The 23,342-nt window shown below is 65.5% G+C and carries 25 protein-coding genes; 8 read left to right on the plus strand and 17 right to left on the minus strand.

Annotated elements, in window-relative coordinates:
- Window positions 1-153: 153 nt before the first annotated feature.
- The 6 genes from atpA to HLH45_RS01125 all read right to left on the minus strand — a co-directional run bounded on the left by atpA (window position 154) and on the right by HLH45_RS01125 (window position 4,431).
- On the minus strand, window positions 154-1,701 hold the full coding sequence (atpA, locus tag HLH45_RS01100; RefSeq protein ID WP_008571040.1) for a F0F1 ATP synthase subunit alpha: 1,548 nt from the start codon (window positions 1,699-1,701) through the stop codon (window positions 154-156).
- Between the two features lie 47 nt (window positions 1,702-1,748).
- Window positions 1,749-2,276: a F0F1 ATP synthase subunit delta gene (locus tag HLH45_RS01105; RefSeq protein WP_008571041.1), complete on the minus strand. Its 528-nt coding sequence runs from the start codon at window positions 2,274-2,276 to the stop codon at window positions 1,749-1,751.
- 3 nt (window positions 2,277-2,279) lie between these two features.
- A complete protein-coding gene (locus HLH45_RS01110; RefSeq protein ID WP_003483999.1) occupies window positions 2,280-2,750 on the minus strand; it encodes a F0F1 ATP synthase subunit B in 471 nt (156 codons plus the stop codon).
- A 114-nt stretch (window positions 2,751-2,864) separates the two neighbouring features.
- Window positions 2,865-3,167 carry a F0F1 ATP synthase subunit C gene (gene atpE, locus HLH45_RS01115; RefSeq protein WP_002814105.1) on the minus strand — a complete coding sequence of 101 codons (303 nt, stop codon included), beginning with the start codon at window positions 3,165-3,167 and terminating at the stop codon, window positions 2,865-2,867.
- A 72-nt stretch (window positions 3,168-3,239) separates the two neighbouring features.
- Window positions 3,240-4,040 (minus strand): F0F1 ATP synthase subunit A, encoded by an 801-nt coding sequence (gene atpB, locus HLH45_RS01120; RefSeq protein ID WP_005914709.1) that lies wholly within the window; start codon window positions 4,038-4,040, stop codon window positions 3,240-3,242.
- Window positions 4,041-4,065: 25 nt separating this feature from the next.
- On the minus strand, window positions 4,066-4,431 hold the full coding sequence (locus HLH45_RS01125; protein ID WP_005920882.1) for a hypothetical protein: 366 nt from the start codon (window positions 4,429-4,431) through the stop codon (window positions 4,066-4,068).
- A 523-nt stretch (window positions 4,432-4,954) separates the two neighbouring features.
- On the opposite strand from HLH45_RS01125, the gene HLH45_RS01130 reads away from it, so the two are divergent.
- Window positions 4,955-5,767, plus strand: coding sequence for a hypothetical protein (locus HLH45_RS01130; protein WP_008571043.1), 813 nt, complete (start codon window positions 4,955-4,957; stop codon window positions 5,765-5,767).
- Between the two features lie 138 nt (window positions 5,768-5,905).
- Here the strand turns inward: HLH45_RS01130 and HLH45_RS01135 are convergent, their stop codons facing one another.
- The 6 genes from HLH45_RS01135 to HLH45_RS01160 form a co-directional block, all read right to left on the minus strand.
- Window positions 5,906-6,205, minus strand: a complete 300-nt coding sequence (locus tag HLH45_RS01135; protein WP_033478381.1) for a hypothetical protein — start codon at window positions 6,203-6,205, stop codon at window positions 5,906-5,908.
- Window positions 6,206-6,254: 49 nt separating this feature from the next.
- Window positions 6,255-8,078 (minus strand): dihydrolipoyl dehydrogenase, encoded by a 1,824-nt coding sequence (lpdA, locus tag HLH45_RS01140; protein ID WP_029820336.1) that lies wholly within the window; start codon window positions 8,076-8,078, stop codon window positions 6,255-6,257.
- 16 nt (window positions 8,079-8,094) lie between these two features.
- The gene (locus HLH45_RS01145; RefSeq protein ID WP_008572889.1) at window positions 8,095-8,742 is read right to left on the minus strand and encodes a hypothetical protein; all 648 of its coding nucleotides are present in this window, start codon (window positions 8,740-8,742) and stop codon (window positions 8,095-8,097) included.
- Entirely contained in the window at window positions 8,739-10,502 is a 1,764-nt protein-coding gene (locus HLH45_RS01150) for a dihydrolipoyllysine-residue acetyltransferase (protein ID WP_031424976.1), read from the minus strand. Before HLH45_RS01150 ends, HLH45_RS01145 begins: the two co-directional genes overlap by 4 nt.
- Window positions 10,503-10,631: 129 nt before the next feature.
- The gene (locus tag HLH45_RS01155; protein ID WP_008578003.1) at window positions 10,632-11,396 is read right to left on the minus strand and encodes a DUF2884 family protein; all 765 of its coding nucleotides are present in this window, start codon (window positions 11,394-11,396) and stop codon (window positions 10,632-10,634) included.
- A 223-nt stretch (window positions 11,397-11,619) separates the two neighbouring features.
- A complete protein-coding gene (locus tag HLH45_RS01160) occupies window positions 11,620-12,180 on the minus strand; it encodes a DNA-deoxyinosine glycosylase (protein WP_011348664.1) in 561 nt (186 codons plus the stop codon).
- Between the two features lie 140 nt (window positions 12,181-12,320).
- On the opposite strand from HLH45_RS01160, the gene HLH45_RS01165 reads away from it, so the two are divergent.
- Window positions 12,321-13,007 carry an OmpW/AlkL family protein gene (locus HLH45_RS01165; protein ID WP_014091128.1) on the plus strand — a complete coding sequence of 229 codons (687 nt, stop codon included), beginning with the start codon at window positions 12,321-12,323 and terminating at the stop codon, window positions 13,005-13,007.
- Window positions 13,008-13,283: 276 nt separating this feature from the next.
- Here the strand turns inward: HLH45_RS01165 and HLH45_RS01170 are convergent, their stop codons facing one another.
- Window positions 13,284-13,841, minus strand: a complete 558-nt coding sequence (locus HLH45_RS01170) for a CcdC protein domain-containing protein (protein WP_031424979.1) — start codon at window positions 13,839-13,841, stop codon at window positions 13,284-13,286.
- 466 nt (window positions 13,842-14,307) lie between these two features.
- Here HLH45_RS01170 and xopAK point away from each other — a divergent pair, with 466 nt between their 5' ends.
- The gene (xopAK, locus tag HLH45_RS21910; protein ID WP_269147872.1) at window positions 14,308-15,096 is read left to right on the plus strand and encodes a XopAK family type III secretion system effector; all 789 of its coding nucleotides are present in this window, start codon (window positions 14,308-14,310) and stop codon (window positions 15,094-15,096) included.
- A 34-nt stretch (window positions 15,097-15,130) separates the two neighbouring features.
- Here xopAK and HLH45_RS01180 read toward each other — a convergent pair whose 3' ends face one another.
- The 4 genes from HLH45_RS01180 to HLH45_RS01195 form a co-directional block, all read right to left on the minus strand.
- Window positions 15,131-15,931, minus strand: coding sequence for a MetQ/NlpA family ABC transporter substrate-binding protein (locus HLH45_RS01180; RefSeq protein ID WP_008578009.1), 801 nt, complete (start codon window positions 15,929-15,931; stop codon window positions 15,131-15,133).
- Between the two features lie 146 nt (window positions 15,932-16,077).
- Window positions 16,078-16,773 carry a methionine ABC transporter permease gene (locus tag HLH45_RS01185; RefSeq protein ID WP_003489185.1) on the minus strand — a complete coding sequence of 232 codons (696 nt, stop codon included), beginning with the start codon at window positions 16,771-16,773 and terminating at the stop codon, window positions 16,078-16,080.
- The gene (locus tag HLH45_RS01190) at window positions 16,770-17,777 is read right to left on the minus strand and encodes a methionine ABC transporter ATP-binding protein (protein ID WP_008578010.1); all 1,008 of its coding nucleotides are present in this window, start codon (window positions 17,775-17,777) and stop codon (window positions 16,770-16,772) included. The genes HLH45_RS01185 and HLH45_RS01190 overlap by 4 nt, the downstream gene beginning before the upstream one ends.
- A gap of 197 nt (window positions 17,778-17,974) precedes the next feature.
- Window positions 17,975-18,871 carry a DMT family transporter gene (locus HLH45_RS01195; protein WP_008578011.1) on the minus strand — a complete coding sequence of 299 codons (897 nt, stop codon included), beginning with the start codon at window positions 18,869-18,871 and terminating at the stop codon, window positions 17,975-17,977.
- Window positions 18,872-18,978: 107 nt separating this feature from the next.
- Here HLH45_RS01195 and HLH45_RS01200 point away from each other — a divergent pair, with 107 nt between their 5' ends.
- The 5 genes from HLH45_RS01200 (at window position 18,979) to HLH45_RS01220 (ending at window position 23,328) form a co-directional block, all read left to right on the plus strand.
- Window positions 18,979-19,464: a YajQ family cyclic di-GMP-binding protein gene (locus HLH45_RS01200; protein WP_008578012.1), complete on the plus strand. Its 486-nt coding sequence runs from the start codon at window positions 18,979-18,981 to the stop codon at window positions 19,462-19,464.
- Between the two features lie 145 nt (window positions 19,465-19,609).
- Window positions 19,610-20,071: a hypothetical protein gene (locus HLH45_RS01205; protein ID WP_008578013.1), complete on the plus strand. Its 462-nt coding sequence runs from the start codon at window positions 19,610-19,612 to the stop codon at window positions 20,069-20,071.
- Window positions 20,064-21,800: an ATP-binding response regulator gene (locus HLH45_RS01210; protein WP_033479490.1), complete on the plus strand. Its 1,737-nt coding sequence runs from the start codon at window positions 20,064-20,066 to the stop codon at window positions 21,798-21,800. The genes HLH45_RS01205 and HLH45_RS01210 overlap by 8 nt, the downstream gene beginning before the upstream one ends.
- The gene (locus tag HLH45_RS01215; protein WP_008578016.1) at window positions 21,787-22,614 is read left to right on the plus strand and encodes an alpha/beta hydrolase; all 828 of its coding nucleotides are present in this window, start codon (window positions 21,787-21,789) and stop codon (window positions 22,612-22,614) included. Before HLH45_RS01210 ends, HLH45_RS01215 begins: the two co-directional genes overlap by 14 nt.
- A 153-nt stretch (window positions 22,615-22,767) precedes the next feature.
- Window positions 22,768-23,328, plus strand: coding sequence for a DUF1415 domain-containing protein (locus HLH45_RS01220; RefSeq protein WP_008578017.1), 561 nt, complete (start codon window positions 22,768-22,770; stop codon window positions 23,326-23,328).
- Window positions 23,329-23,342 lie beyond the last annotated feature (14 nt).

Genomic DNA, 23,342 nt, shown 5'->3' on the forward strand with positions numbered 1-23,342 from the left:
GGGGATTGGCAACAGCCTCCCTACCTCACCGCTTCCGCGAACCCCGGATGCCTAACTTCTGGGATATGGGAACAACGATTCGAAATCGGCCAACGCCCCGAACCATCGCTCCTACGAATCCCGAATGCCCAATCCCAAATCCCGGCGACTGGCTTACCAGCTGCCCGTGGTCTTGAACTCTTCGATGCCCTTCTTGAAGCTGGCTTCGATGTCGTTGTCCCAACCGCCGGTGCTGTTGATCTTGGAGACCAGCTCGCCCTGGGTGTTGGCGAAGTGCGCGTGCAGGCCTTCCTCGAACGCCAGCAGCTTGTTGACCGGCACGTCGTCCAGGTAGCCCTCGTTGACGGCGTAGATCGACAGCGCCTGGTTGGCGATGAACATCGGCGCGTACTGCTTCTGCTTCATCAGCTCGGTGACGCGCTGACCGCGCTCGAGCTGCTTGCGGGTGGCTTCGTCCAGGTCCGAGGCGAACTGCGCGAACGCCGCCAGCTCGCGGTACTGCGCCAGCGAGATACGGATGCCGCCGGACAGCTTCTTGATGATCTTGGTCTGGGCGGCGCCACCGACGCGCGACACCGAGATACCGGCGTTGACGGCCGGACGGATACCGGCGTTGAACAGGTCGGTTTCCAGGAAGATCTGGCCGTCGGTGATCGAGATCACGTTGGTCGGCACGAACGCAGACACGTCGCCGGCCTGCGTTTCGATGATCGGCAGCGCAGTCAGCGAGCCGGTCTTGCCGGTCACCGCACCGTTGGTGAACTTCTCCACGTATTCCTCGGACACGCGCGCGGCGCGCTCGAGCAGGCGGGAGTGCAGATAGAACACGTCGCCCGGATAGGCCTCGCGACCCGGCGGGCGCTTGAGCAGCAGCGAGATCTGGCGGTAGGCCACGGCCTGCTTGGACAGATCGTCATACACGATCAGCGCGTCTTCGCCGCGATCCATGAAGTACTCGCCCATGGTGCAACCGGCGTAGGGGCTGATGTACTGCATCGCGGCCGATTCGGACGCGGTGGCAGCCACCACCACGGTGTGCGCCAGCGCGCCGTTTTCTTCCAGCTTGCGCACGATGTTGGCAACGGTCGAGGCCTTCTGGCCGATCGCCACGTACACGCACTTGATGCCGGTGCCCTTCTGGTTGATCACCGCGTCGATCGCCAGCGCGGTCTTGCCGGTCTGACGGTCACCGATGACCAGCTCGCGCTGGCCACGGCCGATCGGAATCATCGCATCGACCGACTTGTAGCCGGTCTGCACCGGCTGGTCGACCGACTTGCGCCAGATCACGCCGGGCGCAACGCGCTCCACCGGTGCGGTCTGGGTGGCGCCCAGCGGGCCCTTGCCGTCGATCGGCTCGCCCAGTGCGTTGACCACGCGACCCAGCAGTTCCGGACCCACCGGCACTTCCAGGATGCGGCCGGTCGTCTTGGCCACGTCGCCTTCGCGCAGGCTTTCGTAGTCGCCCAGCACCACGGCGCCGACCGAATCGCGCTCCAGGTTCAGTGCCAGCGCGAAGGTGTTGTTCGGCAGTTCGATCATTTCGCCCTGCATCACGTCGGCCAGGCCGAAGATGCGCACGATGCCGTCGGACACGCTGGTCACGGAGCCTTCGTTGCGCGACTCTGCGGACAGCTTGACCGCTTCGATGCGGGTCTTGATCAGGTCGCTGATTTCGGAGGGGTTGAGCGTGGTTGCCATCGTTCAGTCCTAGGTGCCGGCCGCGAGGGCCGTGCGTTTATGTGAATTCAGTGGGCGAGCGAGCTTTGCAGACGCGCAAGCTTGCCCTTCAGCGAGCCGTCGATGACCACGTCGCCGGTGTCGATCACCGCGCCGCCGATCAGCGACGCATCGACTGCGGTGGTGATGTCCACATCGCGGCCGAAGCGCTTCTTCAGCGCAGCAGCGATCGTGTCGAGTTCGGTCTGGCTCATTGCAGCGGCCGAGGTCACCGTCGCCTTGACGACATGTTCGGCCTCGGCACGCAGTTGTTCGTACAAGCCTGCCACTTCCGGCAGCAGCGACAGCCGCTGCGCATCGGCAAGCACGCCGAGGAAACGCAGATAGTCCTCGCCCGCCTGCGGCGGCGCCAGCAGCGTCACTGCCTGTTCCTGGCCAAGGGCCGGGTTGAGCAGCAATGCGGCCACGCGCGGGTCGCCGGCCACCTGCGCCGAAAACGCCAGCGCATCGGACCAGGGCGCGAAGTTGCCGCCCTCACGCGCGATCGCAAACGCGGCACGGCCGTAGGGACGGGCAAGGGTGAGGGCCTGACTCATCGCTTAAATCTCCGCCGCCAGCTCGTCGAGCAGCGCCTTGTGGGCGTTGGCATCGATTTCGCGCTTGAGCAGCTTTTCTGCACCGCTGACGGCCAGCACCGAGACCTGCTTGCGCAGCTCCTCGCGGGCACGCGTGGCGGATGCGTCGATTTCGGTCTGCGCCAGATCCTTCTGACGGTTGGCTTCGGCAATTGCCTCCAGCTTGGCCGCTTCGATGATCTGGTTGGCGCGCGCATGGGCCTGATCGATGATCTCGTTGGCCTTGGTGCGTGCGTCCTTCAGTGCTTCGTTGACCTTTTCCTGCGCCTGCGCCAGGTCCTTCTGACTGCGGTCGGCCGCAGCCAGACCTTCAGCAATCTTTTGCTGACGCTCTTCGATCGCCTGCAGCAGCGGCGGCCAGATCTTGGTCGCGACGATCCAGATCAGACCGGCGAAGGCCAGCGCCTGGGCAAAGATGGTAAGGGTGATATCCATGGGTCGCTCAATCGCTGTTTAGGGGTGAAAGCGCCACCGCGCGGGCGGCGCTTTCCGACCTTCATCCGCGGATGCAACCGCCAAGGGCCGCATCCACATCCTGCTACCGCTGGATCAGCCGGCAGCCTGCGACAGACGCTCGATGAACACCTGGGCCAGCGGGTTGGCGAAGGCGAACAGCAGGCCGACGGCGACGCTGATGATGAACGCGGCGTCGATCAGGCCGGCGGTGATGAACATACGAACCTGCAGCACCGGGATCAGTTCCGGCTGGCGCGCAGCCGATTCCAGGAACTTGCCAGCCATGATGGCCAGACCGAGGCCGGCACCCAGCGCGGCCAGGCCGATCATGATGCCGACGGCGAGGACGGTGGAGCTCTGGACTTGAGCGAGGTTGGTCAGGACGGCGAGGTACATGGTGATCTCCGAACGAAAGTTTCTAAGGGTGATGGATGAAGCGGAATAAAGCAGATGAAGGGTGACGCAAACTCAGTGACTGTCTTCAGCCAGGCTCAGGTACACGATCGACAGCATCATGAAAATGAAGGCCTGCAGCGGAATCACCAGCAGGTGGAACAGCATCCAGCCCAGGCCGAATGCGCCGCCAGCAACCATGCCGGCGATGCCTGCACCGCCCAGCACCCAGATCAGCAGGAAGACGATCTCGCCGCCGAACATGTTGCCGAACAGTCGCATCGCCAACGAAATCGGCTTGCTCAGCCACTCGACGATGTTCAAAAGCAGGTTGAACGGCATCATCCACTTGCCAAACGGCGCCGTCAGGAATTCCTTGGTCATGCCGCCCACGCCCTTGGAGCGCAGCGAGAACACGATCATCAGGAAGAACACGCTGATCGACATGCCCAAGGTGGCGTTGACGTCGGCGGTCGGCACCGGCTTCCAGGCGTGCACGCCGGCCCAACCCAGCGGAATGGCGATGAAATCGGCCGGGATCATCTTGATGAGGTTCATCAACAGGATCCAGAAGAAGATGGTGATCGCGATCGGCGTCACCAGCTTGCTGCTGCCGTGGTAGGTGTCCTTGGCCTGGCGGTCGACGAACTCCAGGCAGATTTCCACGAACGCCTGCCACTTGCCCGGCACGCCGGCCGTGGCATTGCGGGTCGCCGTCCAGAACGCCAGGACCATGACCAGGCCCATCAACACCGCCATGATCAGGGTGTCGAGGTGGATGGTCCAAAACGTGCCGCCACCATCGCGAACCGGAACGATCAGGTTCTGCAAGTGATGCTGGATATAGGAGGTAGGTGTTGCTGCCTCGCCCGCCATGTGTCCGGAGCCCTTTAAGTTCGAATCAACGCCTGGCCAGAGCCAGAACCTGAAAAATCAGCCCGATGGCGATACCCGCCAACAAAGCCAGAGGAGGCAGCCGCCACAGGCCGAAGCCCAGCGCCAGCGCCACGAAAACCAACACCCACTTCAGCACCATCGCCAGGATCAGCCGCACCATGGCGATGCCCGCTGCCTGGATACCGCCACCTAGCGCGGTACGTGCCGCAACCCAACCGCCCAGCACCGTCGCAAATCCGGTCAATGCCAGACCGGCAGCGTAACGGGGACCGACCAACAGCAACCCCAGACTGGTTATAGCTACGGCGGCAAGCGGATATACCGCAGCGCGCAGCATCAACCGCCGACCCGCGTCAACGGAGTTCAGCACTACGGTTACCTTACGTGTGAATGAGTGGGAAGCGCAGCTGCGCCTCGTCGAGCCGCGAAAGTATAGCAATGGGACAAATTGCGAGACAACCGGCAGAGGTCATCGCTTGCTGCAACGCACCACATGGCTGCCCCCGTCGCGGGTGGGAACTTTGCCACAAACCAGCGGTCAGAACTTGCGAGGCCTGCACATCCTCGTCGAAAGGTAGCGCCGCAGGCCGCGTCTGGGAGCCCTGGGAGACCGGGGCTCCTGCTTTTGTACGCATTTTGTCGCACCCTGCGACCTTCCCATCGGCGGTCCAATCGATTTCCTGGTTTGCGTTGCCTCCGAACGACCCTTGGCAGCGCCGCTGCACGTGTTCCGTGACTCCACCAAAGAATTAGCAAAGCGGACCGTTTTGTCCGATTGCTACGGCCGCCTTCACGCCCACTGGACGGCCCCTTCACTTTTGAAAGACGCGCGCTTATCGACTATGCGCTGCACAGGCCGAACCGCCTGACCATTCCAAGAATTCGGAGCCCCCATGAAACACCTCCTCGCACTGGCGATCCCGTGCGTCCTGGCCGTCGCCTATGTCGCGCCCGCACACGCCGAAGACACCGATGATCGCTTCCAGCTCCGCCTTGGCGCGATGAATGTCGACAACGACAACACGCTGCGCGGCAACACCCTGCTGGCCGGCAACAATGTCTCGGTCAACGAAGATTTCAAGTTGGGCGGCAAGGAATGGGAGCCGCGCGTGGATGGCGTGTTCCGCATCAGCACCCGCCAGCGCCTGATCTTCGACTACTTCAAGTACGACAAGGATCGCCGCGAGACCCTGAGCCAGGATCTGAGCGCCGGCGGCGTGACCGTGCCGTCCGGCAGCTTCATCAAGGGCGAGCTGAAGTACCAGGTCGCCACTTTCGTGTACGACTACTCGGTGATCGATTCTCCGGAATTCAGCCTGGGCCTGCAGATTGGTGCCGAGTACGCCAAGGTCGAGGCCAATGCCTACGCCGATCTGGGCACGCTGTTCAGTGGCGACGTCTTGGACGAAAGCGAAGACGGCGTTGCGCCGGTCGTCGGTATCCGCTTCACCGCGCGTCCCAGCGAACACTGGCTGTTCAATGTGCAGGGCCAGTACCTCAACACCAGTTGGGGCGACTTCGGCGACTACGATGGCGACCTGAGCCGCGCCAACGCGATTGCCGAATACCGCTTCACCAAGAACTTCGGCATTTTCGCCGGCTACGACTGGTTCAAGCTGGACGTGGACCGCGAGGGCAGCGACGGCCTGGTCGGCCTGAAGCAGGAGTTCAAGGGCCCGGTGGCAGGCGTGACGTTCGCGTTCTGATCCTCTCGGGCCCCGGGCCCCGGGACCCGAAAAGCAGCTTCATGCAGAACCCCGCAGCGATGCGGGGTTTTGTCGTTTGACGGATGCGTGGCACGTCACCGACGCGGCGCCGGCCACAGGGCAGCAGCGGACACAGGCTCAGGGCGGCTTGGTCGCCCCCGCTACCAACAGATGCTGGTGCGTGATGCAGTAGCACTCGTCGTGCCACCCGTAGTGCGGATCGGTGCAGATCGCATGCTGCACTGCCGCCGGCAGCGACGCCACGTCGCTGCGCAGGTCGCGCTTCAGCGAGACGAACACCGAGCCCGGATGGGGCCAGTCGGTCCTCCGCGGCGGCTCGGCGATACGGTTGCCGCCGGCCAATTCGCGCTGCAGCAGCGCCTGCAGTTCGGGACACAGATTGCCCTGCCCCACGGCGACCTCCGTGCATGGCGTCACCACCGCGACGACCGTGCCACACGTGGCGGCACGGTCGTGCGGAGCGGCGTCACTTCTTCTTGGGGATGTACAGATCGGTGATGGTGCCGTCGTAGACCTCGGCGGCCATGCCGACCGACTCGCTCAGGGTCGGATGGGCGTGGATGGTGTGGCCGATGTCCTCGGCCTCCGCGCCCATCTCGATCGCCAGGCCGATCTCGGCCAGCAGGTCGCCGGCATGCACGCCGACGATGGCGCCGCCAATGATGCGGTGCGTTTCCTCGTCGAAGATCAGCTTGGTGAAACCTTCGGTACGGCCGATGCCGATGGCGCGACCGCTGGCCGCCCACGGGAACTTGGCCACGCCCACCTTCAGCCCCTTGGCCTTGGCCTCGGTCTCGGTGACGCCGACCCAGGCGATTTCCGGGTTGGTGTAGGCCACCGACGGGATCACCCGCGCCACCCATTCCTTCTTCTCGCCGGCAGCCACTTCGGCAGCCAGCTTGCCCTCGTGGGTGGCCTTGTGCGCCAGCATCGGGTTACCGACGATGTCGCCGATGGCGAAGATGTGCGGCACGTTGGTGCGCATCTGCCGATCGACCGGAATGAAGCCGCGCTCGGTGACGGTGACGCCGGCCTTTTCCGCACCGATCTTCTTGCCGTTCGGGCTACGGCCCACGGCGACCAGCACGCGGTCGTACGTGGTGGCCTGCAGGCCGGGCTTTTCGCCTTCCACAGCCGCTTCGAAGGACACGGTGATGCCGGCCTTGTCGGCCTTGACGTCGGTGGCCTTGGTCTTGAGATGGACCTCGACGCCCTGCTTTTTCAGGCGATCGGCCAGCGGCTTGACCAGGTCCTTGTCGGCGCCCGGCATCAGCTGGTCCATGAACTCCACCACGGTGACCTTGCTGCCGAGCGCGCTGTACACCGTGGCCATTTCCAGGCCGATGATGCCGCCGCCGACCACCAGCAGGGTCTTGGGAATGTCGTGCAGCTCCAGCGCGTCGGTGGAGTCCATCACGCGCTTGTCGTCCCATGGGAAGTTGGGCAGCTTCACCGCCTGCGAGCCGGCGGCGATGATGCAGTGCTCAAAGCGCAGCAGTTGGGTCTTGCCGTCGTCGCCGACGATTTCCAGCTCGTTGGGCGAGACGAAGCTGGCCACGCCGGTGACGGTGCGCACCTTGCGCTGCTTGGCCATGCTGGCCAGGCCGCCGGTGAGCTTGCCGACCACTTTTTCCTTGTACTCGCGCAGTTTGTCCAGGGCGATCTTGGGCTGGCCGAAGTCCACGCCGAAGTCGCCGGCATGGGCCACTTCGTCGATCACCGCGGCGGCATGCAGCAGCGCCTTGGACGGGATGCAGCCGACGTTGAGGCAGACACCGCCCAGGCTGGCGTAGCGCTCGATCAGCACCGTCTCCAGGCCCAGATCGGCCGCGCGGAACGCAGCGGTGTAGCCGCCGGGGCCTGCGCCGAGCACCACCATCTTGCATTCGATGTCGGCCGGCTTGCCGCTGGCCAGCGCCGGCTTGGGCGCGGCCGGCTCGGCCGGGGCACGGTGCGACGGCGTCACCGGCGGCTTGCTGCCCGGTGCGGCGGCAGGCGCTGCAGCGGCCGGGGCAGCCTTGGGTTCGGCCTTGGCCGGCGCGGCAGCCTCGCCTTCGGTTTCGAGCAGCAGCACGAGCGCGCCTTCGGACAGGGTGTCGCCGACCTTGACCTTGAGTTCCTTGACCACACCGGCCGCCGAGGACGGCACTTCCAGCGTGGCCTTGTCCGATTCCAGCGTCACCAGACCCTGGTCCTTGGCCACGCTGTCGCCGACGGCGACCAGCACTTCGATGACGGGGACATCGCTGTAATCGCCGATGTCGGGAACCTTGATTTCAATGACCGCCATTTGCTTCTCCTGTAGCTCAACCGGCCGTGCCGGCAAGCGTCTGCTGGAGTTCATCCAGCGACGATTCGATTTGGGTCCAGCGCTTGTCGCGCTTCTTTTCCTTGCCTTCGCTGGCTTCGATCAGCAGCGCGGCCTGTTTCAGCAGCAACTCGCCGGCACCGCAGCTGGGGCGCGCGCCGCTGTAGCGCACGCCATCGACCTGGAACGAGAGCACTTCGCCCTCGCTCACCGGCGCGGTGCGTCCGTTCGGTGCGAGCTGGGTCAGCGTGTTGGTCCAGTTGCTGACCAGGCGCTTGGCCAACGGCGCCGGGATCGGGACCTCGACCGTTTCCGGGGTCTGCTCGGTGCGGAACTGCACGCTGCCGCGGTCGGTCTGGCTGACCCAGCTGTAGACGCGCTCGTCGGCGCGGCTATGCCGCAGGGTCCAGTCGGCGCCTTCCTTGCCCGGCACCAGCGACACCGCGCTCTCTACCCCACGTGTGGGCAGCGTCAGCAACGACAAGGCCGGCTTGGTGCCGCCATCCAGCAGCGTGGTCACGGCAGTGCCGTAGTTGCCCACGGCCGGCGGCCAGCCGCGGCCGAGCGTGCTCTCGCATTCGCGTGCGGCCGCGTTTGCCCACGGCAGCACGCCGAGCGCGGCGATGGTCAGCAGCGCGGCCCTCACAGCAGGACGCGACGCATGTCGGCCAGCACCTGGCTGAGGTAGGTGGTGAAACGGGCTGCCAGGGCGCCGTCGATGACGCGGTGGTCATAGCTCAGCGACAACGGCAGCATCAGCTTCGGCGCGAACTCCTTGCCGTTCCACACCGGCTGCATCGCCGACTTGGATACGCCCAGGATCGCCACTTCCGGCGCATTGATGATCGGGGTGAACGCGGTGCCGCCGATACCGCCGAGCGAGCTGATCGAGAAGCAGCCGCCGCTCATGTCGGCCGGGCCCAGCTTGCCGTCGCGCGCCTTCTTGGCCAGCTCGCCGCTTTCCTGCGCGATCTGCAGCACGCCCTTCTTGTCGACATCGCGGATCACCGGCACCACCAGGCCGTTGGGCGTATCGGCCGCAAACCCGATGTGGAAGTACTTCTTCAGGGTGAGGTTCTCGCCGGCCGCGTCCAGCGAGGCGTTGAACTCGGGGAACTTCTTCAGCGCCGCGGCGCTGGCCTTGACCAGGAAGGCGAGCATGGTCAGCTTGATGCCGGCCTTCTCGTTTTCCTTGTTGAGCGCCACGCGCAGGGCTTCCAGGTCGGTGATGTCGGCCGATTCGAACTGGGTGACGTGCGGAATCATGGCCCAGTTGCGCGCCAGGTTGGCACCGGAAATCTTCTTGATGCGCGACAGCGGCTGGGTTTCGGTCTCGCCGAACTTGCTGAAGTCCACCTTGGGCCAGGCCAGCAGGTTCAGGCCGTTGCCGCCACCGGCCGGCGCAGCGCCGGCTGCGGCCGGTGCGCCACCGCTGAGTGCAGCCTTCACATACCGCTGCACGTCTTCACGGGTGATGCGGCCGCCCTTTTCGCTGCCCTTGAGCTGGTTCAGGTCCACGCCCAATTCGCGTGCGAACACGCGCACCACCGGGCTGGCGTACGGCACCTTGGACGGCAGCACGCTGTCGGCATCGAAGGTCACCGGCGGGCTGCTCGGGTTGCCCGCGGACGGCTGGCCGCCTTGCGCTGCCTGCGTGCCGGCGCCGGAACGCGCGCCCTGCACCTGCGCGATCTCGCGCTGGGCCAGCTTGTCCGGCTCGGCCGGGACGGCAACCGGCTCGACCTTGCCCGCGGTTTCGGCGGTGTCGGTGGTGGGCTTGGCCGGCGACTGCGCCGCACCGGTGCCGCCATCGCTGGCCGCGATGATCGCCACCACATTGCCCTGCGAGAGCGTGTCGCCGACCTTGACCTTGAGTTCCTTGACCACACCGGCGGCCGAGGACGGGACTTCCATCGTGGCCTTGTCCGATTCCAGCGTGACCAGGCTCTGGTCCTTGGCGACGGTATCGCCCACGGCCACCAGCACCTCGATCACCGGGATGTCGGTGTAGTCGCCGATATCGGGCACGCGCGCTTCGATCAGGCCGCCTTCCGAGGAGGCCGCAGGCGCAGCAGATTCGGCCTTGGCGGCCGGTGCCGGGGCGGCGGCGGGCGCCGCCTTGGCCGGTGCGGCGGCGGCGGGCTTGGCGGTCTCGGCGCCGGCATCGGCCACTTCGATCAACGCCACCAGCGCGCCCTGCGAGAGCGAATCGCCGACCTTGACCTTGAGTTCCTTGACCACGCCCGCCACCGACGAAGGCACTTCCATGGTGGCCTTGTCAGATTCCAGCGTGACCAGGCTCTGGTCCTTGCTGACCGTATCGCCGACGGACACCAGCACCTCGATTACCGGGACGTCGCTGTAGTCACCGATATCGGGGACAAGTGCTTCCTTGATTTCGGCCATACGGGGAACTCCGGCAACAGAATGGGGAAACCCCTATTGTGGCCGGCTGCGGGCCGCAGCGCCAACCATTGCCGTGCAAAAAATCGCGCGCCCGGCGGGATGCAGCGTCCGCATGCGTGCGTACGCCGATCATTTCGCCGCGCGCCGATCGACCCGCAACAGTTGCAGTGGCTCGCCCGACGGCAAACGATACGCCAGCGCATTGTCCAGCGCATCGAGCGCTTCCAGGCGCTGGCACAACTGGTGCGCGCGTGGCCGCAATGCACGCGCCTGCGGCTCGACCAGGCGCTCGATGCGCGCCTCCATGCCATCGAGCGAACGCAGCTGCACGTCATTCCCGGTGATCGCGGACTGCACCGCGCCGGCCACCACATCGCCGATCAGCTGCGGCAGCAGCTCGGCCACCAGCGCGCCGATGTCGTCGTCGATATCGATCGGGGTCAGCTGGCTCTTGCCGAAGCTCTGCTTCAAGCGCACATCGATCTTCTCGCGCACGTTTGCCAACTGCGCGCGCGTGGCGTCGGGGCTGCGACTGAAGCCGGCGGCCACCTCGCCCAATGCAGTGACTGCGATATCGGCCGCTTCGCGCCCGACTGCCTGCGCCAGCGGCACCACCTCGCGGGTCTGGCGCTCGAACTGGACCAGGCGGGCGCGATCGTCTTCGCTCAATGCCACCCAGCGGTCGTCGACGAACAGGGCGCCCTGGCGCATCACCAGCCGCTGCGGCGTGCCGGATTCGCGGATCAGGATCAGGCTGCGGGCGTTGAGCGTGAGGTCGTAATCGCTGCTGACCTCGCAGTGCAGGTCCTGGTCCTTGGCAGCGGCCACCCCTGCGCCGCTCAACAGCCCGAACAGCGCAGCTGCTGCCATCGTGATTGCGTGTTTGATCGCCATCTCGCCACTCCGTTGCGGACCGGCTGCAGCATGCCTGCGCCTCTGGCACGCAGACCTGTGCCGGAGGCTGGCATGACTTCTGGCCAATGGCGGCCACGCGCGCAGCGCAGGTGTCGACGCAGGCGGGCAGCGTGCGTCAACGATCAATGCGGGGGCACCGCGACGGCGGCGCGGTCACTGCGACGCTGGCATTCCATATCGACCTTGCGGCATCTCACCTTGGCTAGCGCAGCGCATCGCACAGCGGCTGCCAGGCCGCGGCCAGCCGCGGCAGCGACCAGGCCGCATTGGCCGGGCTGGTGGATGGCAACGCGACGACTGGCAGCGCGCAAAGCTGCGCCGATAGCCGCGGCTGTACATGCCGGCGCCAGGCCTGTGCTGCCGCAGCGCCATTGCAGGCCACCATGCGCAGCTGCGGCAGCGTGGCCAGCAACGCGGGCAGCGGATTGACCACGATGCTCGCCGCCACAATGGACGTATCCAGACTGCCGCGCCGCTCGCATTGGCCGATGACGTCCCACAGGCCCACGCGATGGTCGAGCAATGCTTGCAAGCGCAATGCATAGCTTGCGGCCGCATCAATGCCCAATAGGGCATGCATCAGCGGCCAGAAACGATTGCGTGGATGCGCGTAGTAACGCGCGGCTTCCAGTGACGCGACACCGGGCATCGAACCAAGCAGCAACACCCTGCAATCGCTGCGAACGTGCGCTGGCAAGCCTTGGCTGAGGTGTTTTTTCGTCACGGCAATCGCATCTGCGTGAATGTCTTTTTCAGACTGCATGACGTAACGACGGCCTTCTTGGGGGAATTCCTGAACAAACGAAATTTTAGCGGGCCGCAGGTGGGCGTGGATTCAGATTTTTAGGAATAGTTTTGGCGCGGCCCACTCCACGGGCCCAACAACAAGACGAGGAGACCCTCATGCGTTCCATTTCCATCCTGAGCCTGGCTGCTGTATCTGCACTTGCGATTGCACCGTCCGCGTTCGCGCAGGACACCACCTATACCGGCGACACCTCCTCGACTTCTTCCAGCACGATGTCCACCAGCGGCGATACCGCTTCTGGCAAGCATTGGGCCGTGGTCGGTGGCGTGGCGCTGCTGAACCCCAAGAACAACCCGGCGCCGGGCCTGGACGTCGATGGCGGCCCGGCACCGACGCTGAGCGCCAGCTACTACATCAACGACAACTGGGCCGTTGAACTGTGGGGCGCCGCCGACAAGTTCAACCACCGCGTCAACGCCGATGGCGTGGGCAAGGTCGGTACCGTCGAGCAGCAGCCGATCGCCATCAGCGGTCAGTATCACTTCGGCGAAGCGGACAACGTGTTCCGTCCGTTCGTGGGCGTGGGCTACTACGAGTCGAACTTCAGCAACGAAAAGATCGACGCGGCGTCGACCACCGGCGACCACGTGGGCCTGAGCACCGCCAAGGGCGTCATCGGCACCGTTGGTGTGGACATGAACATCAATTCCACCTGGTTCGCACGTGCCGACGCCCGCTACATGCGTTCGCGTCCGGAACTGCGCGTGGGTGGCCAGGGTACCGGCAGCGAGCTGGAACTGGATCCGTGGACCGTTGGCTTCGGCATCGGTGCGCGCTTCTAAGCAGACCGCTGCCCACCAGGGCGTTGGTTGAAGAAAAAACGGGCCGAAAGGCCCGTTTTTTTTGTGTGTGGCGTGAGATGTGGGGTGCGGGCCGTTACGACCGAGGCCTGAGGTGCCGTGTCAGCTCTCCGGTACGAATGCGAATAGTGGCGTGACTATTTGCCTCCGACTCTGCTTCATCGCTTCCAATGCGTCTGCAACTCCGTGCACCTGCATGCGTCGACACCCCCGTGCATGCGTCGAACACAATCGCCTGGCGCGCGCTTTCAAACGCCCTCACCGCCAATAAACGCTGCCGCGCAAACGTGCGCTGCGCCAGCGCCACCACAGCAAGGTGGCATAGGCGAGCGCATAACCGAGCAAGACGCCGGCAGCGCCGAGCAGGCTGGCATGACTGAGCCACCCGTCGGTTGGCCAGGCCACCCCCTGCCAGGCGCTACGCCAGCCCTGCACCATCCCGGCGATCACCCGGACCACGACCAACGCAGTCAAGCCCAGCACCAGCCACAGATTGGGCCGGTAAAACAGGCCTTGCGTGGTGCGTTCGAAGCGTGTCAGGCGCAACGCCAACGCGCCCAGCGCCAACCCGCAGGCCCAGCCGAATGCGGCGTGGCTGATCGCGCCGGGCCAGAACGCCGCCGCGATCAAGCTGAAGATCACAAACAGCACGCTGGAGATGCCCGCCGACACCAGGTTGATCATCAGCAGCCATCCACGCGCCTGACGACGTGCAGTACCCATGCGGAAGCGCTGCAGCAGCGACAACGGGAACACCACCACGAACACTGCCAGGGCAATGATCACAGCCAGCGGAATGGCAAGCAGCAAAGGCATCGGGAGACTGCCGTAGAAAGATGGCCGATGACGCTACTACGTATACGTGCAGCAGCGCGTGTTCGGTGCCAATTGCGCCCATCTGCAGCACGGCGAACGCGCTCGGCTCGGGGCGAACGCGCCAACGTGATACGTATTGGGAAGGATCGAGCGCGTCCTGCCGAAGATCGGTAGCGACCACGGAGACATCGTCGGCAACGTTGTCGCAGAGCTACGATCTGGGCGCCGTTTGGCAAGAACGGGACACCCGCCTGGCGAGCTGCAACTGGATCGTTGGGCTGTTGATCCAGGTACCGGCGCGCTTCCAGGCGATCAAGACGCGATGTTCGAAGAAGCAGGCCTCGCGCATCCGCTTTCGTCCAAGCAGAACACTTCGTTTTCCAGCCCCATCGGTTCGGCAGCGGGCGTGCCCTCGTGCAGGGGCGATGCGAGGATCCAGACGTGTATCGCGGGCGGTCCTGACTCCATGAAGCCGGCTTCCATCAGACCCGACACATCCACCAGCACCGCTTACACCGCGGAGCCGCCGCCGTCGGCCGATCCAGCCGACGGGATTGCGCAATGGCCTGCGCCCCACCCCGACTGCCAGGGGTTGCCGCGCCAACGACCCAGAAAGCGTGTTGCCGACACCGCGGGCGATGGCGATGGCGCACGCGCCGGCAGCCGTGCGCGCCCATGCGGCAGCGAGGCATTCGCCATCCCGGACGGCTTTACCCGGGAGCAGATCCAGCCATTTCACGATCTGGAACGACAATACGCCGCACTCTTTTGCACGCCCCACATCCGCGCCGTCCGGTCTGTACGCGATATCCAAGCCAGCCGGACAATGGATGTGGATATGGACGCATGTGTCGTCATCAATCTTGCGCAAGATGGATTTGATTCGATCGGCACGCACGGTTTGTCTTCATGCGTCTGCATTTGTGCGAAAGGAAAGAATCCTCGCGGCCACGACATCCTGGGCCTGCTGCATTATTCGGGGATACAGGATGCACAAGATGCACTTTCCGAAATCCGCGACGATATGCGCGAAGAAGGCGTGCGTAAGCCCGACATATTCCTGGTAGGCGGCATGATCTCCAACCAAGACGAGCTGGGCAGCTTCGAAATCGAGAGAGACCTGCTGGCGCTCGGGCACGACTTCAATATCGTAGGCGCCAAGCTGCACCCCAGCATGAGCGATCGCAACGGCGAGGAGAATGCCATCAACCTGGTCATGACGGCCGATGGCATCTATTACTACAAGTCGTGGTGAAGACGCCTGGGTGTAAAAGCGCCGCTGCCCGCAGTCAAAACGCCGGCAGCACCGCGCCCTTGTACTTCTGCTCGATAAAGGCTTTCACTTCCGGGCTGGTCAGCGCTTTGGCCAGTTTCTGCACGCGCGCATCGTCCTTGTTGTCGGCGCGCGCCACCAGGAAGTTGACGTACGGCGAGTCCTTGCTTTCGATCGCCAGCGCATCGCGGGTGGGATTAAGCCCGGCGTCGAGCGCGTAATTGGTGTTGATCAGCGCCAGATCGACCTGGTCCAGGACGCGCGGCAGCATGGCCGAATCGAGTTCGCGAAATTTGAGTTGCTTGGGGTTTTCGACGATGTCGCGCTGGCTGGACAGGGCGTTGCTCGGGTCCTTGAGTTTGATCACCCCGGCCTTGTCGAGCAGGATCAGCGCGCGGCTGTTGTTGCTCGGGTCGTTAGGGATCACCACATCGGCGCCGGTAGGTAGCTCGGCCAGCGCCTTGAAGCGGCGCGAATAGGCACCGAAGGGCTCGATATGCACGCCGACGACGGTGACCAGCTGGCTCTTGCGGTCGCGGTTGTACGCATCCAGATAGGGCTCGGTCTGGAAGTAGTTGACGTCGATCTGCTTCTGCACGACCTGGTCGTTGGGCTGCACGTAGTCGTTGAACACCCGTACATCGAGCTTGACGCCCTGCTTGGCCAGCAGCGGTTCGACCACTTCCAGGATTTCGGCATGCGGCACGGCCGTGGCGGCCACGGTCAGGGTGTCGCCACCGCCACCGCCACCGCCACCACAGGACGCCAATGCCAGCGTGGCTGCCGCCAGGAGGGAACGAAACGCGAATGTGCTCATGTAGGGATCCGTGGGAGGAGGAATGCGGACCTGCCGCAGGCGCTCAACCTACCAGACGCGGCGTGTGGCAGCGATGCACCGCGCGGTGCGGACGGGGCGGCGATGCAGCTGTTGGGTCACGTGCGCCCCAACAGCCGCGCACCGGCTCAGCGCCGGCTGTAATGCGCCACCAGGCGGTCGCCCAGCATCTGCAGCACCTGCACCAGTACCAGCAAGGCGATGACGGTGATCAGTGCCACGTCCGAGTGCGAGCGCAGGTAGCCCTCGCGATAGGCCACATCGCCCAGGCCGCCGGAACCGATCGCACCGCCCATCGCGGTGAAGCCGATCAGCGCGATGGTGGTCACTGTGGCGCCGGCGATCAGGCCGGGGCGCGCTTCGGGCAACAGCACCCGCAGCACCAGTTGCCGGGTAGTGGCGCCCATTGCCTGGCTGGCTTCGATGATCCCGCGGTCGACTTCGCGCAGCGCGGTTTCCACCAGGCGTGCGTAAAACGGCGCGGCGCCGACCACCAGCGGCAGGATCGCGCCGCGCACGCCCAGCGAAGTGCCCATCAGCATCAGCGTGAGCGGGATCATCGCGATCATCAAAATGATGAAGGGCACCGAGCGCAGCAGGTTGATCAGCGCCGCGAGCGCGCCGTACAGCACCGGGCGCCGGCGCAACTGCGGCGCGCCACACAGGAACAGCGCAACGCCTAGCGGCAGGCCAATCAGCAATGTCAGCGGCAACGCACCGGCCAGCATCAGCAAGGTATCGAGGGTGGCCTGGCCGATGTCGCCCCACTTGGCGGCATCGAGATTGCGGAAGAAACCGCCGGCGGCAGCAACGATCGGGGTCATACGCGCAGATCCTCCACCTGCACGCCGGCGGCGACGAAACCGGCGCGTGCAGCGTTCTGGTCGCCGCCGGTCAGGGCGACGATGAGCTGGCCGTAGGGCGTGTCCTTGATGCGATCCACCCGCCCGGACAGGATGTTGTAGTCCACGCCGGTTTCGCGGGCGATGCGGCCCAGAACTGGTTCGTAGGTACCGTTGCCCAGGAAGGTCAGCCGCACGATGCGTCCGCCGACTGCGGCGAAATCGCGGTGCAGCTCGGCTTCGTCCACATGTTCGGCTTCGGAAACGAAGCGCCGGGTGGTGGCGTGTTTGGGATGCAGGAACACCTCGGTCACCGGGCCGGTTTCCACCAGCTTGCCGGCGTCCAGCACCGCGACGCGGTCGCAGACACGACGGATCACATCCATCTCGTGGGTGATCAGCACGATGGTCAGGCCGAGCTCGCGATTGATCTGCGCCAGCAGCTGCAGCACCGAGGCGGTGGTCTGCGGGTCCAGCGCGCTGGTGGCCTCGTCGCACAGCAGGATCTGCGGGCGGGTGGCCAGCGCGCGCGCAATGCCCACGCGCTGCTTCTGCCCGCCCGATAGTTGCGCCGGATACTTGTTGGCGTGCTCCTGCAGCCCGACCCGGGCCAGCAGCTCGGCTACGCGCGCATCGATCTCGGCACGCGGCGTGCCGGCCAGTTCCAGCGGGAAGGCGACATTGCCGGCCACGGTGCGCGAGGACAGCAGGTTGAAGTGCTGGAAAATCATGCCGATGCGGCGGCGCAAGGCGCGCAGGCCCTGGCCGTCCAGCGCGGTCACGTCCTCGTCGCCGATCAGCAGACGACCGCCGCTGGGCTCTTCCAGCCGGTTGATCAGCCGGATCAGCGTGGATTTGCCCGCACCGGAATGGCCGATGATGCCGAACACCTCACCCGGGCCGATCCGCAGATCGAGCGGATGCAGCGCCACGATCTGGCGACCGTCGACGGAATAGGACTTGTGCAGGCGCTGAAACTGGATCACCGCGCGTGGCCGGTTGGGCGGTCGTGAAGCCTACCATCGGGATTGGGGATTGGGGATTGGCAAAGGCCACGGCGGCCCCGCTGTTGCCAATCCCGAATCGCGAATCCCGAATCACGGCCGCCAGGGATTCGCAAAGGCCACGGCGCTTCGGCTGTTGCGAATCCCGAATCCCGAATCCCGAATCCCAAATCCCGTCCTCACGGCCTCTCAAGCGGCAACGGCCTGTCCGCCTGGCGTATCCGCTCCCGGCGCAACAAATACAGCCCGCTGGCGACGATGATGCCGGCGCCGGTCCAGGTCCAGCTGTCGGGCAGGGTCTGCCACAGCAGCCAATCCCAGCCGATCACCCAGACCAGACCGGTGTATTCCAGCGGGGCGATCATCGAGGCCTCGCCGCGCATGAAGGCCTGGGTCAGCGCAACCTGGCCCAGCGCACCGGCCAGGCCCATGCCGGCAATCAGCCCGGCATGCCCGGCCTGAAGGGGCACCCAGCCGGGGATGGCCAGCAACCCGGCGCCGATGGCCATGAACAGCAAAAACCACACCACCATGGCCTGCGGGGTGTCGGTGCGGGTCAGCAGGCTCACGGTGATGGCCGCGACGGCATAGGCGGTGGCGGCCAGCAGCACCATCAGCCCGGGCAGCGAGATCAGCCCGTCCACGCCCGGGCGCAGCACCACGATCACCCCGACCAGGCCAATGCCGATCGCGGTCCAGCGGCGCGGGCCGACGTGCTCGCCCAGCAGCGGTACCGACAGCGCGGCCACCAGCAGCGGCGCCACGAAATACAGCGTGTGGGCGGTGGACAACGGCATGCGTTTGATGCCGAAGACGAAGCAGCCGATCATCACCATGCCCAGCACCCCGCGCAGCAGGTGCAGGCCCCAGCGCACCGGCACGATCGCGCGCGGCCCGGCAGTGGCGAACACCCACACCAGCACGAACGGCAACGAGGCGGCGCCGCGCAACAAGGTGACCTGCAGCGGCGGGTAATGCGCCGACAGCAGCTTCATTCCCGCGTCCATCAGCGAGAAACAGGCCACGGCGGCCACCATCCAGGCGATGGCGGGAAGCGGGGAGCGGGTGGTGGGCATGCACGCATTATCGCCGCGGCACTGGCACGCCCGCCAAGGCCCACATGACGGCCGGGCCGGCACGATGGCCTAGAATGGCGGCTGTTTTTCAATTGCAGGAGCTTTGCATGCCTTCCTTCGACGTTGTGTCCGAAGTAGACAAGCACGAACTGACCAATGCGGTGGATCAGGCCAACCGCGAGCTGGACACACGTTTCGACTTCAAGGGAGTCCAGGCCAAGTTCGAGCTGGAAGACGGCAAGGTGATCAACCAGTCCGCGCCCAGCGATTTCCAGATCAAGCAGATGACCGACATCCTGCGCGCGCGGTTGCTGGCGCGCGGCATCGACATCCGCTGCCTGGAGTTTGGCGAGGTGGAAACCAACCTGGCCGGCGCGCGGCAGAAAGTGACCGTCAAGCAAGGCATCGAGCAGAAGCAGGCCAAGCAGCTGGTGGCCAAGTTGAAGGAAGCCAAGCTCAAGGTCGAAGCGCAGATCAATGGCGACAAGCTGCGCGTCACCGGGAAGAAGCGCGACGATCTGCAGGATGCGATCGCGCTGCTCAAAAAGGCCGACTTCGAACTGCCGCTGCAGTTCGACAACTTCCGCGATTGAGTGCGGCGGGGTGACCGCAACGATCGGGACGGCGCTGCGCGTGCGTGCAGTGCAGCCGGGTGAGCCGGAGTGGCGCCTGCGGCCTGCGCGCGGCACGCGGCGCGGTTGCGCCCGTCACTTGGCCGCACTGGCCTAGCCTGCGAGCATGCGCGACCTGTTCGCCAGCCTGTTGCAACGCCTGCGCATGCACGGGCCGGCGAACGCAGCGGGCGAACATGCCAGGCACGCCGCCGCCCATGCGCAACCACGCATCGAGACCGGCTCGACGCTGCACACCATGGCCGGCCTGGATCCGGTGGCGGCAGCGGCATTTGCCGATGCCTTCCTGGTGGAGATCGAACATGCCATTGCCACCTGCACGCTCGGCGATGCCGGCACGCCGCAGGCGCAGGCGCTGCAGCAGATCCATTCGTTGAAAAACACCATCTCGCTGACCGGCTCGCAGCAGCTGCTGAAGGCCTGCGACCAGTTGCGCGACACCGCAAGCCATGGCGCGCTGGGCGAAACGCTTGCGCAGCGTTTCACTGCGGTGGCGAACGCGGCTGGCCTGCTGGTCAAGCAGTACCGGCGTACCCTTCCCTCCGACGACGCGGACCCTCATGCGTAGCACTCCCAATCGCGCAGCGCCCGGCCTGATCCTGGCCGCTAGGCAGTTGCGCAACGACAGACTGGTGCGGCTGTTCGAGTCGTTCCTGGAATATCGCGCCTGCGTGGGCCGCGTGATCGTGCAGAGCATCGTCACCGCGTGGTGCCTGGGCTGGCTGTACGGGCCGCAACCGGTGCTGGTGGCCGACGCGCACCATGTCTTTCCCACCGCGGTCGGCCTGTGGGTGCTGTCGGTGGTGTGGATGCTGCTGGTACGCCGCCGTGTCATTGCGCCCAGCGAATGGCTCGATGCGATGGGCTTTGCGATGAACCTGCTGTTCATCGGCATCCAGACCTACCTGGCCTTCATCCTGTTGATGTCGTTGAATGCATTTTTGCCGTTCATCACCATCGCGGCGGTGGCGCGTTACGGGCAACGCGCGATATTTCCGGTGTTGCTCAGCACCTTCGTGCTGATGCTGTTGACCGCACCGTCAGGCTATTGGCTGTCGCGTCCGGCGTATTTCGTCTATGCCGTGGCGCTGATCATCGTGCTGCCGTTGCTGGTGGCGCGGATCGTGCTTGCGATGCAGGAAGTGGCACTGCAGGCACTGGCCTCGCGCGATGCGCAAAGCCGTTTCATCAGCACCATGAGTCACGAATTGCGCACGCCGCTGAATGCGGTGATCAACTGCGCCCAATTGATCGAAACCGAGCAAATGCCGGCACAGCAACGCGAGTTGCTGCACTCGGTGACCGTCAATGCGACCGCGCTGCGCCATCGTGTCAACGAGGTGCTGGATGTGGCCAGCATCGATGGCGGACGCCTGCAGCTGCATCGCAAGCCCTTGAACCTGCTGGACGTGGTCACCACAGTGAAAGCGGTCTGCGCCACCGCGGCGTCCAGCAAGGGCGTCACGCTCGATGTGCGTGTCGATAGCCCACAGGCACCGCACGTGATGGGCGACGAAGGCCGCATCGAACAGGTGATCAGCAACCTGGTGATCAATGCGATCAAGTTCACCCCGGCCGGCGGCACGGTGGATCTGCTGATCGACGCGACCCAGGTGCAGGAGCGCTGGAGCATCGCGGTGACCGTCACCGACACCGGTATCGGCGTACCGGACGATCAGAAGGCCTACATCTTCACTCCGTTCACTCAGCTCAGTACCGGCTTCAGTCGCGTCGAAGGCGGGGTGGGCCTGGGGCTGTACATCGCGCTGTCGGTTTCCGATGCGATGGGCGGCAGCCTGACCGTGAGCGACAACCCCGCCGGTGGCAGCATCTTCCGCTGGATGTTCGAACTGCCCGCCGCCGCGTCCGGCAGCCATACGCTCGCGCTGCGCGATGCGCTGGCCCAGCACGCAGAAAACGTGCCTTCCCTGCATTGCCTGGTCTTTGAAGACATGGATACCAATCGTCTGGTGATCGGCAATCTGCTGACCCGCGCCGGGCATCGGGTGAGCTTCCAGGTCGATGGCACCGACGCGGTGCAGCGCATCCGCGAGGCAGCGCCGGACCTGGTGTTCCTGGATCTGCACATGCCGGGCACGTCCGGCTGGGATGCGCTGCGGCAGGCGCGCGACGCGATGTCGGCGCTGCCGCCGATCATCGTGCTGACCGCCGACACGCGGACCGATTCGATGCGCGACGCCAGCGCGGCGGGCGTGGCCGGCTATCTGCCCAAGCCGATCAATGCGCACGAATTGCTGGCACTGCTCGCCCGGCACGCCAGCCATGCACGCCCCTGAGCTCAAGCCGGGCAACGCCGCACGCGCCTACTGGCAGCATGCCGCGCACGCCGGCACGCCGCTGGCGGTGCTGTACCTGCACGGCTTCAGCGCCAGCCCGGGCGAAGCAGGCGCGCTACCCGAACAGATGGCCGATGCGCTGGGCGCCAACGGTTACGTGCATCGCTGGCCCGGGCACGGGCTCACCGCCGCCGATGCAATGCAGGGGCTTACACCGGCGGTGTTGCAGGCCTCGGCGCTGGAGGCACTGGCCCAGGCGCAACGCATGGGCGAGCGGGTTGCGATTGTCGGCTCGTCGATGGGCGCGACACTGGGTTTGTGGCTGGCCGCGCGGTACCCGGACGCGGTGGCCGGCGTGGTTGCCTGGTCACCCGGCATCCGGCCAGCCGACCCGGCATTGCTCGAACAGATCTGCGCCGCGCAGGCGCCGTTGATCGACCCGCGCACGCGCACGCCTGCCGCGCGTGCGTTCTGGTCGGAGACGATCCATCCGGACGGATTTCGCGCCTTGCGTGACCTGTTTGCGCTCATCGCCGCCGACCCGCCGTGGCCACAGGTGCGCTGCCCGGTGTTTCTAGGCTATTACCGCGCTGCCGACGGCCGCGAAGACGGCGTTGCCTCGGTGCCGGCGATGCTGCAGATGTTCGCAGCGCTGGGCACTGCGCCGGCACACAGGCAGGCGCTGGCCTTCGACACCGGCGCGCATGCGATCGGGTCGCCGCACAAGACCCCGCTGGCCGGCGCCGTCGCGCAGGCGTCCATCGCGTTCTTGCAGGCACAGCTCCGTGCTGCGCCGCACGGCCTAAATGCGTGAGCGCAAGCTGGTCTGCGCGCGCGGCGGAAGAAACCTGCCGCCTCGCTGGCAGCGTCGCGATGGTGCCCCGCTAGCGCCCGCTGCTGCCAACCACGCGCGCGGTCCGCTGCATGGCGATCGCATACACTGGCGCGCCAGCCCGCTGCCGCCACGATGACCACCACGCCCGCAACCTCCGATCCGATCGCCGACACCCGCAAATGGATCGAACGTGCGGTGATCGGATTGAACCTGTGCCCGTTCGCCAAGGCGGTGTACGTCAAGGAACAGGTGCGGCTGGTGCTCAGCGATGCCAGCACGCCCGAAGCCTTGCTGGAACAACTGGCCGAGGAACTGGTGCTGCTGCGCGATACGCCGGCCGAACAGATCGACACCACGCTGATCGTGCATCCGGACGTGCTCACCGACTTCCTGGACTACAACGACTTTCTCGACAACGCCGATGCGGCGGTGGAAGCGCTGGACCTGCAAGGCGTGTTGCAGGTGGCCAGCTTCCATCCGGATTACCAGTTCGCAGGCGCGGCGCTGGACGATGTGGCCAACTTCACCAACCGCTCGCCCTTCCCCACCTTGCACCTGTTGCGCGAAGACAGCGTGGAGCGTGCGGTGGCGGCGTTCCCGGATCCGGATGTGATTGTGGAACGCAATATCCAGACGCTCCAACGCCTGGGCAGCGATGGCTGGGAGCGCGTGCTCAACGGTGCAGAGCACTGAGTGCTGCACCTGCC

This window comes from Xanthomonas euvesicatoria, from assembly GCF_013112235.1.
GTDB classification, from domain to species: domain Bacteria; phylum Pseudomonadota; class Gammaproteobacteria; order Xanthomonadales; family Xanthomonadaceae; genus Xanthomonas; species Xanthomonas euvesicatoria.